The 12,273-nt window shown below is 61.9% G+C and carries 9 protein-coding genes and 1 pseudogene; 5 read left to right on the top strand and 5 right to left on the bottom strand.

The genetic code is table 11. From position 1 onward, the window contains the following. Nucleotides 1–2 precede the first annotated feature (2 nt). The 4 genes from truB to AK81_RS22230 all read left to right on the top strand — a co-directional run bounded on the left by truB (nt 3) and on the right by AK81_RS22230 (nt 4,304). Nucleotides 3–920 (top strand): tRNA pseudouridine(55) synthase TruB, encoded by a 918-nt coding sequence (gene truB, locus AK81_RS22245; RefSeq protein ID WP_016501634.1) that lies wholly within the window; start codon nt 3–5, stop codon nt 918–920. A gap of 147 nt (nt 921–1,067) precedes the next feature. After that, on the top strand, nt 1,068–1,337 hold the full coding sequence (gene rpsO / locus AK81_RS22240; RefSeq protein WP_012274241.1) for a 30S ribosomal protein S15: 270 nt from the start codon (nt 1,068–1,070) through the stop codon (nt 1,335–1,337). 249 nt (nt 1,338–1,586) lie between these two features. Continuing rightward, entirely contained in the window at nt 1,587–3,692 is a 2,106-nt protein-coding gene (gene pnp, locus AK81_RS22235) for a polyribonucleotide nucleotidyltransferase (protein WP_043202562.1), read from the top strand. A 261-nt stretch (nt 3,693–3,953) separates the two neighbouring features. After that, nucleotides 3,954–4,304 (top strand): BON domain-containing protein, encoded by a 351-nt coding sequence (locus tag AK81_RS22230; RefSeq protein ID WP_043202561.1) that lies wholly within the window; start codon nt 3,954–3,956, stop codon nt 4,302–4,304. 78 nt (nt 4,305–4,382) lie between these two features. Here AK81_RS22230 and AK81_RS22225 read toward each other — a convergent pair whose 3' ends face one another. Beyond that, the gene (locus AK81_RS22225; RefSeq protein WP_043202560.1) at nt 4,383–4,685 is read right to left on the bottom strand and encodes a putative quinol monooxygenase; all 303 of its coding nucleotides are present in this window, start codon (nt 4,683–4,685) and stop codon (nt 4,383–4,385) included. A gap of 60 nt (nt 4,686–4,745) precedes the next feature. Between AK81_RS22225 and AK81_RS22220 the strand changes: the two genes are divergently transcribed. After that, nucleotides 4,746–5,159: a VOC family protein gene (locus AK81_RS22220; protein WP_010955354.1), complete on the top strand. Its 414-nt coding sequence runs from the start codon at nt 4,746–4,748 to the stop codon at nt 5,157–5,159. Between the two features lie 154 nt (nt 5,160–5,313). On the opposite strand, the gene AK81_RS22215 is transcribed toward AK81_RS22220, so the two are convergent. The 4 genes and pseudogenes from AK81_RS22215 to AK81_RS22200 form a co-directional block, all read right to left on the bottom strand. Beyond that, complete coding sequence (locus AK81_RS22215) at nt 5,314–8,250, bottom strand: DUF748 domain-containing protein (RefSeq protein ID WP_043202558.1); 2,937 nt, start codon at nt 8,248–8,250, stop codon at nt 5,314–5,316. 78 nt (nt 8,251–8,328) lie between these two features. Next, entirely contained in the window at nt 8,329–9,198 is an 870-nt protein-coding gene (locus AK81_RS22210; protein WP_043202555.1) for an oxygenase MpaB family protein, read from the bottom strand. Between the two features lie 42 nt (nt 9,199–9,240). Beyond that, nucleotides 9,241–11,175: an acetate--CoA ligase gene (acs, locus tag AK81_RS22205; RefSeq protein WP_043202553.1), complete on the bottom strand. Its 1,935-nt coding sequence runs from the start codon at nt 11,173–11,175 to the stop codon at nt 9,241–9,243. A gap of 198 nt (nt 11,176–11,373) precedes the next feature. Beyond that, nucleotides 11,374–12,273, bottom strand: a pseudogene (locus tag AK81_RS22200) (glucose-6-phosphate isomerase); the annotation flags it as partial.

Here is a 12,273-nt window from a genome sequence, read left to right as displayed (position 1 = left end):
CGGTGGCCCAGGTCAAACGTATCCGCCGCAATGTCAGCGGCATCATCCTGCTCGACAAGCCTTTGGGCTTCACCTCCAACGCCGCCCTGCAAAAGGTGCGCTGGCTGCTCAACGCGGAGAAGGCCGGCCACACCGGTAGCCTCGACCCGTTGGCAACCGGCGTGCTGCCGCTGTGCTTCGGCGAGGCGACCAAGTTTTCGCAGTACTTGCTCGATTCCGACAAGGGCTACGAAACCGTCATGCAGATGGGGCAGACTACCAACACCGGCGATGCCGAAGGTGAGGTGCTGCAGACCCGCGAAGTGACCGTTGGTCGTGCCGACATCGAAGCGGTGCTGCCACGTTTTCGTGGGCCGATCAGCCAGATACCGCCGATGTACTCGGCGCTCAAGCGTGACGGCCAGCCGTTGTACAAGCTGGCACGTGCAGGAGAGGTAGTGGAGCGCGAGGCGCGTTCTGTTACTATTAACCGCTTGGAGTTGCTGGAGTGCGAAGGCACCCGTGCACGGTTGACCGTAGGATGCAGCAAAGGCACCTATATCCGCACCCTGGTGGAGGATATCGGCGAGGCCCTTGGTTGCGGCGCCTATGTCGCCGAGCTGCGCAGGACCCAGGCCGGGCCCTTCGCGCTGGCACAGACGGTCACGCTCGAAGCGCTTGAACAGGCCCATGCCGAAGGCGGTAACGAAGCGCTCGATCGCTTTCTGATGCCCTCGGACAGCGGTCTGCAGGACTGGCCCATGGTGAGCCTGTCCGAGCACAGCGCGTTCTACTGGCTGCATGGCCAGGCGGTACGTGCGCCGGACGCGCCACAATTTGGCATGGTCCGGGTACAGGATCACAATGCGCGCTTCATCGGTATCGGTGAAGTGAGCGAAGACGGGCGTATTGCGCCGCGTCGGCTGATTCGGTCGGAATGACCGAAACCGCAGGGTGAGGCTTTGGCCGAACCCTACGGAATCAAGGGTGGCTGTCAGTAGGCACGGTCACACCTTTCTTATTAATACAGGGATTTGTCCCTGGCCTATTGGACCCCGCTTGCGGGATCCGTTATCAGGAGAAGCCAAATGGCCCTCAGCGTTGAAGAAAAAGCTCAAATCGTTACCGACTTCCAGCAAGCCGCTGGCGACACTGGTAGCCCGGAAGTTCAGGTTGCTCTGCTGACCGCGAACATCAACAAGCTGCAAGGCCACTTCAAGGCCAACGGTAAAGACCACCACTCGCGTCGTGGCCTGATCCGTATGGTAAACCAGCGTCGTAAGCTGCTGGACTACCTGAAGGGCAAAGACACCACTCGTTACAGCGCCCTGATCGGTCGCCTGGGCCTGCGTCGCTAATAGCGGCCTGGTCAGTGGTGTGCATGGCGTGTCTCATGCATTGGCAGCGCTGCCTGGCAGCGTTGTCTATGGGCACGCCATGCGTATCTCCGAGGTTGGCAGCCTGGTGAAGATGAGCGGTTTTCCGCTCTTCAACCAGGCTCCCAGCCTCGTGTTGTATCTGGACGGTCAATGGGGCCGATTCCCCGTTCTGCCCACAAATTCGCAAGAAACCAGTTCCCCCAGAGCCACTGAAAAAGGTAGGAAACCGTGAACCCGGTAATCAAGACATTCCAGTTCGGTCAGTCGACCGTTACTCTCGAAACGGGCCGTATTGCCCGTCAGGCAACCGGCGCCGTGCTGGTTACCGTCGACAACGACGTCACCGTGCTGGTGACTGTGGTAGGCGCCAAACAGGCTGATCCAGGCAAGGGTTTCTTCCCGCTGTCGGTTCACTACCAGGAAAAGACCTACGCCGCCGGCAAGATCCCAGGTGGTTTCTTCAAGCGTGAAGGGCGTCCTTCCGAGAAAGAGACCCTGACCTCGCGCCTGATCGACCGCCCGATCCGTCCGCTGTTCCCGGAAGGCTTCATGAACGAAGTGCAGGTCGTCTGCACCGTGGTTTCCACCAGCAAGAAGACCGACCCGGACATCGCTGCGATGATCGGTACCTCGGCTGCCCTGGCCATTTCCGGTATTCCGTTCGAAGGCCCGATCGGCGCCGCCCGCGTTGCCTTCCACGAAAGCACCGGCTACCTGCTGAACCCGACCTACGAGCAACTGGCTGCCTCGAGCCTGGACATGGTCGTTGCCGGTACCTCCGACGCCGTACTGATGGTTGAATCGGAAGCCCAAGAGCTGACCGAAGACCAGATGCTGGGTGCGGTACTGTTCGCCCACGACGAATTCCAGGCTGTTATCCAGGCTGTCAAAGAGCTGGCTGCCGAAGCTGCCAAGCCGACCTGGGACTGGAAACCTGCCGTTGCCAACACCGAACTGTTCAACGCCATCCGCGCCGAATTCGGCGAGGGCGTTTCGCAGGGCTACACCATCACCGTCAAGGCTGACCGCTATGCGCGCCTGGGCGAGCTGCGTGATCAGGCCATCGCCAAGTTCTCCGGTGAAGAAGGCCAGCCTTCGGCTTCCGAAGTCAAAGAAATCTTCGGCGAAATCGAATACCGCACCGTTCGCGAAAACATCGTAAACGGCAAGCCACGTATCGACGGCCGCGACACCAAGACCGTTCGCCCGCTGAACATCGAAGTAGGTGTTCTGCCGAAGACCCACGGTTCGGCGCTGTTCACCCGTGGCGAAACCCAGGCACTGGTCGTTGCGACCCTGGGTACCGCCCGTGACGCCCAGCTGCTGGATACCCTCGAAGGCGAGAAGAAAGACCCCTTCATGCTGCACTACAACTTCCCTCCGTTCTCGGTGGGCGAGTGTGGTCGTATGGGCGGTGCTGGCCGTCGCGAAATCGGCCACGGCCGTCTGGCCCGTCGTTCGGTCCAGGCCATGCTGCCGGCTGCTGATGTGTTCCCGTACACCATCCGCGTGGTTTCGGAAATCACCGAGTCCAACGGTTCCAGCTCCATGGCTTCGGTCTGTGGTGCTTCCCTGGCGCTGATGGACGCTGGTGTGCCGATGAAGGCACCGGTTGCCGGTATCGCCATGGGCCTGGTCAAGGAAGGCGAGAAGTTTGCCGTTCTGACCGACATCCTGGGTGACGAAGACCACCTGGGCGACATGGACTTCAAGGTAGCCGGTACCGCCAAAGGTGTTACTGCGCTGCAGATGGACATCAAGATCAACGGCATCACCGAAGAGATCATGGAAATCGCCCTGGGCCAGGCCCTGGAAGCGCGCCTGAACATCCTCGGCCAGATGAACCAGATCATTGGTCAGTCGCGTACCGAACTGTCGGCCAACGCCCCGACCATGATCGCGATGAAGATCGACACCGACAAGATCCGTGACGTCATCGGTAAAGGCGGCGCCACCATTCGTGCCATCTGTGAAGAGACGAAAGCTTCGATCGATATCGAAGACGACGGCTCGATCAAGATCTTCGGCGAAACCAAGGAAGCGGCAGAGGCTGCCAAGCAGCGCATCCTGGGCATCACCGCCGAGGCCGAAATCGGCAAGATCTACGTTGGTAAGGTTGAGCGTATCGTCGACTTCGGCGCATTCGTCAACATCCTGCCTGGCAAGGACGGCCTGGTGCACATCTCCATGCTGAGCGATGCTCGCGTCGAGAAAGTCACCGACATCCTGAAAGAAGGCCAGGAAGTTGAAGTGCTGGTACTGGACGTGGACAACCGCGGCCGTATCAAGCTGTCGATCAAAGACGTTGCCGCGGCCAAGGCCTCGGGCGTCTAAGCGACTGCACCGCAACAGAAAAAGGGCCCTTCGGGGCCCTTTTTTTATGGGTGGCGGGAACCTTTTGCGGACTTGCATCTTGCATGCAGGTTTACCGCGCTGATTGCAAAATGCACGACCACGCAAATGATGGCTGTATGCTAACTAGTTGATTTATAAGGGTTAAATAGAATTCTGAAAGCTGGCACAGCACATGCAACTACCTTCATACCTGCCGCCAGGACATAGGCGCAGACCTTTCGAAAAACAGGAGTGACCCACATGAAGAAGTTCGCCATTGCTGCCGCTACTGCTACCGCTCTGACCCTGACCATGGCTAACGCGGCATTCGCCCAACAGTCCACCCAGGCCCCCATGACGCTGGCGGCCGGTGAGGTGACCAAAGCCAAGGAAGCTACCTCCGATACCTGGATCACCACCAAGGTCAAAGCTGACCTGATGACCGAGAAAGGCGTGCCAGGCAGCGACATCAAGGTTGAAACCAACAAAGGTGTCGTGTCGCTGTCGTCCGATATGGCCGTTACCGATGCACAGAAAGAGATGGCAGTCGCCATCGCCAAGAAAATCAAAGGCGTTCAGGCCGTGTCGGCTGATGGCCTGAAGTCCGAATAAGGATAGTCCCGTCGGCCATACGGATTTGGCCACCTCTACCGAAGCCCTGGCCCTGTGCCAGGGCTTTGCTTTTGGCGCTTAGTACACCGGGTTGCGGGCGATTACATCGCTCTCGAAGCATTCCTGCTCCAGGATCAGCGGTTCTACCAGTGGGCGGCTGTCGCGAAAATGCGCGGTCTGGGTATGGGCTTCATACGCGGCATCGTCGCGGTAGATCTCGTACAGGTAGATCAGCTCCGGGTCGACCCGGTCCTGCGACACATCGAACACCAGGCAGCCTGGCTCGCTGGCAACGGAAGCGGCGGCATTGACCTTGATCGCTGCCAGAAAGTCCTTGGCACAACCGGGCTTTACACGGGTCTTGATGAACAGGCTATACACAAGGCGCTCCTTTTGTTTTAAATTCAATTATGAATTGTATACAAAAATGGAGCCTCGCCAATGTCTGAATTGCCTGCACGCCCCGGCCGCCTGAATGGCCTGCGCCATATTGCCCTGCTGGTACCCAACCTGGAGGAGTGCGAACGCTTCTACGTCGATGTGCTGGGCATGGAAGTGCTGAACCGCGCCAACGAAGACCTGGTGTACCTCACCTGCGGCAACGACAACCTGTCGCTGGGGCGTGGGGCAGGGGCGGCCAATGGGTTGCAGACCCTGGACCACTACGGGTTCATTGTGGACAGCGTGGAGGAGCTGGAGGCCTGGTACCAGTACTTCAAGGCCCATGGCGTGACCTTGCTGGACCGGCCATTCAACCATGGTGACGGGGCCCGCAGCTTCCACCTGCTGGACCCGGCGGGGAACAAGGTACAGCCGCTGTATCACCCGGCGGTGTCGGGGCAGCGGTTGGTCTAAGCAGGCACCACATCTCTTTGTAGGAGCGGCCTTGTGTCGCGAAAGGGCCGCAAAGCGGCCCCCAGTTCTCAGCTTTGGTACAACTATCCTGGGGCCGCTGTGCGGCCCTATCGCGACACAAGGCCGCTCCTACAGGGAACGCATCAGCTTCAAGTTATTCAGCATCCAGGTGCATCGGCGTCACTACCCGGCCATCGCTTTCAGGCTGGCCCAGGCTGGTATCGATGAAGTACACCCGGTCATCTTCCAGCTTGCCCTTGTCCACCAGGTAATCCTTGATGCTGCTGGCCCGCTCCTGGCCCAGTGTACGCAGCAGGGCGGTGCTTTCTGCCCACGACTTGATCACTGCCTCACGCAGCTTGGTGGTACGTTCGTCGCGGCCCAGTTGCTCCCATTCGGCAGGCGGTTGCTGTTTCAGGCGAGTGCGGTAGATGCCTTCCAGCATTGCCGGCTTGTCGCTGTCGTCGACTACCAGCATCGAGGCATTGGCCGGCACTTTGTCACCGCGGCGCTGCAGGATCTTGTACCAGGTGGCCTGGTACTCACGCTCCAGGCGCTGCTGGGCGATCAGCGGGCCGTCGCTGGCCTGGGCGCTGGTGCCTTCGATTTCCAGGCGCAGCTCCGGGCGCTCTTTCAGCGCCGACGCCAGCTTGTCCAGTGACGACTGGGCATCGCCAGTGAGTTCGCTGGAGCCCGGGGCAAAGGCCACGTTACCCAGGTCTTCCGAGCCACCGCCGGTAATCAGCCCGCCAATGAACTTGAACGGCGCCTGTGCAGCGCGCAGCACCAGGTTGCGCAGGGTTTGCCACACAATCGGCATGACGCTGAACTGTGGGTTGTTGAGGTCGCCGGTCACCGGCAGCTCGATCGAGATCTTGCCCTCGGTATCCTTCAGCAGTGCCACTGCCAGGCGGATCGGCAGGTCGACCGCGTCCGGGCTGTCGACTTTCTCGCCCAGTTGTAGTTGCTCCACCACCACCTTGTTCTCGGCCTTGAGCTGGCCGTTGGTAATCAGGTAGTGCAGGTCGAGGTTGAGCCGGCCCTTGCGGATGCGGAAGCCGGCAAATTTGCCGGAGTAGGGCGTCAACGTGGTCAGCTCGACGCGCTTGAAGCTGGTGGCGATGTCCAGGCTGGCAAGCGGGTTGAACGGGTTGAGGGCGCCCTTGATGGTTACCGGTGCGTAGCGGTCGACCTTGCCCTTGATATCGACCTTGGCCGGCAGCGGCTTGCGGTTGTCGATGGTGCCAATCTGGCCATTGAGCTGCTGCGCGGCCGTGGCGAAGTTGGGGGTGAGCGACAGGTCGGCAAAGTTGGCCGAACCGTCTTTGATGTCGATCTGGCCGATGTGGATGCCCAGCGGCTTGTCGCTGCTGGCCGAGGCCGGCTTGGCCGGGCTGCTCGCCGGAGCGCCGGCCGGTTGCGGGATCAGCAGGTCATTGACGTTGGTAGTGCGGTCTTCGTTGATGATGAACCGCGCATAGGGCTGCAGCAGGGTCACTTTGTCGATCGACAGCGCATCGCCGTGCACGTAGGACAAGCCGTCGACATTCACCTGCTGCCATTTGACGAAGTCGCGGCTCTTGATGGTGTCGAGGGTATGCAACTGGTTGACCTGCGCCTTGCCGGTCACGTTGAAAGCCAGCGGCGCGGTGTTCTTCAGGTCGACCTTGAGGTCGCTGGAGAGCATGCCGCTGCGCAGCTCCAGCAGGATGAACGGGCTGATGTAGGCCTGGGCCACGCGCAGGTCGATGTCGCGGGTGCTCACATCCAGCTTGGCCCATATCGGCGCCAGGTTCACCTGGCCAGCCGCCTGCAGTTTGCCTTGTCTGCCTACGCCGGTATCGAGTTTGAGCGTGAAGGGAGACTGGTTGAGGCTGTCGAAACCTTGCAGGTCGGCGTTGAGCGGGCCGATGTCCAAGGCGACCGGTTCTTTCTGGCTGCGGTCTGCCAGGTGCACCAGGTAGTTGCGCAGTTGCACGTCCTTGAGCAGCACTTGCCAAGGCTTGCCGGGCTCCTTGGCGGCTTTCTCTTCAGGCGTAGGCTCGGCGGCGGCAGGCTCGGCCTTTTCCTTCGGCGTGGCTTTGGCCGGTTGGCTGGCGAACAGCTTCTGCCAGTCGAGCTGGCCGTCTTTTTCCAGCGCCGCCCAGGTTTCCAGTTTTTCGCTGCGGATCTTGCCCACGCTGACCACTTGCTTGACCAGGTCGACGGAGGTTTCGCTCACATCCAGGCTGGCCAGGCGCGCCAACGGGCGGCCGTCCGGTGCCTTGATGGCGAATGGCGCGATGCGCAGGGAGGCGTTGTCCAGCAGCAGCTCGGTCTGTTTGGCGAGGTTGAGCTTGTAATGCGTATCGAGGCTGACCACGCCGTCTTCCAGCACCAGTGGCACCGCATCGCGCACGTAGGGCCAGAACAGCTTCATCTTGGCGTCCGTGACCTTCAGTGTGCCTTCGGAGGCGATCGGCGACAGGCTGAGGGTGCCTTTCCAGTCGACCCGGCCACCGTTGGGGCCGTTGGCCACCAGCGTCATGTCGGCATTGTCGTTGGGCAGGGTGCTGAGGTTTTTCAGCTCCAGGTTCATGTTGTCGTACAGGAACTCGATCGGCTCGCTGGGGCGCTGGTCCTCGAAGTGCAGGTAGCCATCGACCAGCTTGATGCTGCCAATGCGTAGCGGGAACGGGTCGCTGGGCGGGGCGTCGGGTTTGGCTTCACTGGCGGGCAGCTTGAACAACCTGGTCAGGTTGAGGGTACCGTCCTTGGCGAACAGCACCTCGTTGCGAGGTTTCTCGAGTTCCACCGCTTCCAGATGCAGGGCTTTGGTCCACAGGCTGTCGAGCGAGAGGTTGGCGTACAACCGCTCGAAACCGACCTGCTCCTTGCCCGGCTCGCCGATCTGCAGGCCCCACAGCGTCAGCTCGAGGCTGAAGGGGTTGAGTTCGATCCGCTCGAGGTGGGCCGGCACGGTCGCGTACTGGGCCAACTGCTGGTTGGCGATACGCAGCGCGACACCGGGAAGAATGAGAAAGCCGAGCAGGCTATAGAGGGCTACGAGGGCCACGATTGCGCCAGCGGCGCGAGTCAATCCTTTGTACATGTGTCGCTTCGTCTGTCTAAGCAGGAATGCTTGGAGTATGGCACGTTAAATCAGTTCCGCAGGGGCGACCATTTGCCCTCATTCGATGCCCATGCGCCGTTTGGCCCGATGCGCCGAGCCGTCGCGCATTGCCCAGCGCAGCACAGGCGCGGTGCGTTGCAGGCCCAGGCGGATCAGGCGCTGTTGCAAGGGCCCGTGCTGCAGGCCGAGCATCGCCTGGGCCCAGCCCGGCAGCAGGTCGATCCCGGCGTGCAGCATCAGCTTGCCTACCGGCTGTGCCATGCGGCTGGGGGCAGGGGCGTCGAGCAGGATCTGTATCACTTCATGGCTGCGCGTATCGCAGTGCAGCTGCGCGCGCATGCGTTGCAGGTAGTCTTCGACCTGCTGGCACGAACGTGGCACGTCACGGGCGCCAAGGCGCTCGGCGATCAGGGCGATTTCGTTGTAATAGGCATCCTGCTCGGCGCGCGGCAGGTGCGGGTTGCGGTAACGCAGGTGGGCGGCGAGGAAACTGCTGACCTCCGCCACATGCACCCAGGTCAGCAGGTCCGGGTCACTGGCTGCGTAGGGGCGGCCGTCCGGTGCGGTGCCGGTGACCTGCAGGTGAATGGTGCGAACCTTGTCGATCAGCCACTCGGCATCGCCGGTGGCGCCAAAGGTGGTACCGGAAATGAACTGGCTGGTGCGGCGCAGGCGGCCGAGCAGGTCTTCGCGGAAATTGGAGTGGTCCCACACACCGGCCAGGGCCAGCGGGTGCAACAACTGCAGCATGAGTGCGCTGATGCCCCCGACCAGCATGCTCGGGAAGTCGCCATGTACTTGCCAACTGATGCTGTGCGGGCCGAACAGGCCGGGGTCGCCCTTGGGCGATTCCAGGTCGAGCTGGCCGAGGGCCAGCCCGGTGAGGCTCATGACCTGGGTTTCGATGCGGCGGCGAAGGGCTTCCATGGCGACCTGTGGTTCAGGGCGGCCATGGACAGTGGCCGCCGGTTACTGGTTGAGGCGTTTATCGATCAGGCCCTGTACCACGCTGGGGTCGGCCAGGGTCGAGGTGTCGCCCAGGTTGTCCAGTTCGTTGCAGGCGATTTTGCGCAGTATACGCCGCATGATCTTGCCTGAGCGGGTCTTGGGCAGCGCCGGGGCCCACTGAATCAGCTCGGGCTTGGCGAAACTGCCGATTTCCTTGCTGACCAGGGCCAGCAGTTCGGCCTTGAGCGCGTCGTCCGGGGTCACGCCGTTCATGGTCGTGACGAAGGCGTAGACGCCCTGGCCCTTGAGGTCGTGGGGGTAACCGACCACCGCTGCTTCGGCGACGCTGTCATGCAGCACCAGCGCGCTTTCCACCTCTGCGGTGCCGATGCGGTGCCCGGACACGTTGATCACATCGTCGATGCGCCCGGTGATCCAGTAGTCGCCATCGGCATCGCGGCGGGCGCCGTCGCCGGTGAAGTAATAGCCGGGCATGGGCTTGAAGTAGGTGTCGACCATGCGCTGGTGGTCGCCATAGACGCTGCGGATCTGCCCCGGCCAGCTGGCCTTGATCACCAGCAGGCCAGCGCCGGGGCCTTCGATCAGCTTGCCTTTTTCGTCCAGCAGCACCGGTTGCACGCCGAACATGGGCTGGGTGGCGCAGCCGGGCTTGAGTGACTGCGAGCCGGGAAGCGGGGTGAGCATGATGCCGCCGGTTTCGGTCTGCCACCAGGTATCGACGATGGGGCAACGCTTTTGCCCGACTTCCTCGAAATACCATTCCCAGGCTTCGGGGTTGATCGGCTCGCCGACGCTGCCCAGCAAGCGCAGGCTTTTGCGCGAAGTGCTCTGCAACGGCGCAGAACCCTCGCGCATCAGGGCGCGCAGGGCGGTTGGGGCGGTGTAGAAGATGTTCACCTGATGCTTGTCCACCACTTGCCAGAAGCGCGAGGTGTCCGGGTAATTGGGCACGCCTTCGAACATCAGCGAGATCGCACCATTGGCCAGCGGGCCATAGACGATGTAGCTGTGGCCGGTGACCCAGCCGACGTCGGCGGTGCACCAGAACACCTCGCCGTTGCGGTAATCGAACACCACCTTGAAGGTCATCGTCGCCTGCAGCAGGTAGCCGGCGGTGGTATGCAGCACGCCTTTGGGTTTACCGGTGCTGCCGGAGGTATAGAGGATGAACAGCGGGTCTTCGGCCTCCATCGGCTCGGGGGGGCAGTCGTCGCCGGCCTTGTCGGTTGCCTCGTGGTACCAGAGGTCGCGGCCTTCGGCCCAGCTGACATCGCCGCCGGTACGGCGCACCACGAATACACTGCTGACCGCAGGGCAGCTGGCCAGGGCCTTGTCGACGTTCTGCTTCAGCGGGATGCGCTTGCCACCGCGCACGCCTTCATCGGCGGTGATCACGGTACGGCAGTCGGCGTCGAGTATGCGGTCACGCAGGGCGTCAGGTGAGAAACCGCCGAACACCACCGAGTGGATGGCACCGATGCGGGTGCAGGCGAGCATGGCGAAGGCAGCTTCGGGGATCATCGGCATGTAGATGCATACCCGGTCGCCTTTTTTAACCCCGCGGGCTTTCAGTGCGTTGGCCAGGCGGCAGACCTGGCGATGCAGCTCGCAGTAGGTGATGGCCTTGGAATCTTTCGGGTCGTCGCCTTCCCACAGCAGGGCGGTCTGCTCGCCGCGCTGGGCCAGGTGACGGTCGATGCAGTTGTAGCTGACGTTCAGTTGCGCACCGTCGAACCAGCGGGCCTTGCCGGTGTTCAGGTCGCATTGCTGCACGCTCGACCAGGGCTTGATCCAGTCCAGGCGTTTGGCCTGTTCGGCCCAGAAGGTGTCAGGGTCGTCTACCGACTGGCGGTAGAGGCGGTGGTAGTCGTCGGGGGTGAGGGTGGCAGACTGGCTGACGGCCAGGGCCTCGGGGTAATTGCGGATATCGAACATGGCGGGTGGTCCTGCTCTTGTAAGGGGCGATGGACTGCAACGGCTATTCGATAGGACAGTGTAGCTGGGAGAGGTGTTCAACCTGTGCTGGCCTCTTCGCGGGCTTGCCCGCTCCCACAGGGACAACACAGCCTTCAACGACTGTGCAGTACCTGTGGGAGCGGGCAAGCCCGCGAAGAGGCCAGCGAAGGTATCAGGTCAACCGCGGTGACGGCCGCGGAAGTAGTTGATCAGGCCTTGGGTAGAGCCGTCTTCGGCGCTGTCTTCCAGGGTGCCGACCAGGCGTTGGTAAACACCCTTGCCCAGCTCTTTACCCAGTTCCACACCCCACTGGTCAAAGGCGTTGATACCCCAGATCACGCTCTGCACGAACACTTTGTGCTCGTACATCGCCACCAGTGCGCCCAAGCGGCGTGGGCTGATGCGCTCCACCACCAGGGTGTTGCTCGGGCGGTTGCCAGGGATCACCTTGTGCGGGGCCAGCTTGGCGATGTCCGCTTCGTTCAGGCCTTTGCTGCGCAGTTCGGCCTCAGCTTCTTCACGGGTCTTGCCCTGCATCAGCGCCTGGCTCTGCGACAGGCAGTTGGCGTACAGCCACTGGTGGTGGTCGGCCACCGGGTTGAAGCTCACCACCGGTACGATGAAGTCGGCCGGAATCAGTTGGGTGCCCTGGTGCAACAACTGGTGGTAGGCATGCTGGCCGTTACAACCGACCCCGCCCCAGATTACCGGGCCGGTATCGATCTTCACCGGGGTGCCGTCCTGCAGCACGCTCTTGCCATTGGACTCCATGTCCAGTTGCTGCAGGTGCTTGGTGATGTTGCGCAGGTAGTGGTCGTACGGCAGGATCGCGTGGCTGTTCGCGCCCCAGAAGTTGCCATACCACACGCCCAGCAGGGCCAGCAGCACCGGCATGTTCTTGTCGAACGGCGCGGTCTGGAAGTGCTGGTCCATGGTGTGGGCACCTGACAGCAGCTCCTTGAAGTTGGCTGTGCCGATGGCCAGGGCGATTGGCAGGCCGATGGCCGACCAAAGCGAATAGCGCCCACCCACCCAGTCCCACATCGGGAAGATGTTCTCTTCGCGAATACCGAAGGC

Source organism: Pseudomonas putida W15Oct28, assembly GCF_000708715.2.
Classification (GTDB): domain Bacteria; phylum Pseudomonadota; class Gammaproteobacteria; order Pseudomonadales; family Pseudomonadaceae; genus Aquipseudomonas; species Aquipseudomonas putida_R.
This window is presented reverse-complemented; position numbering and strand designations above follow the sequence as displayed.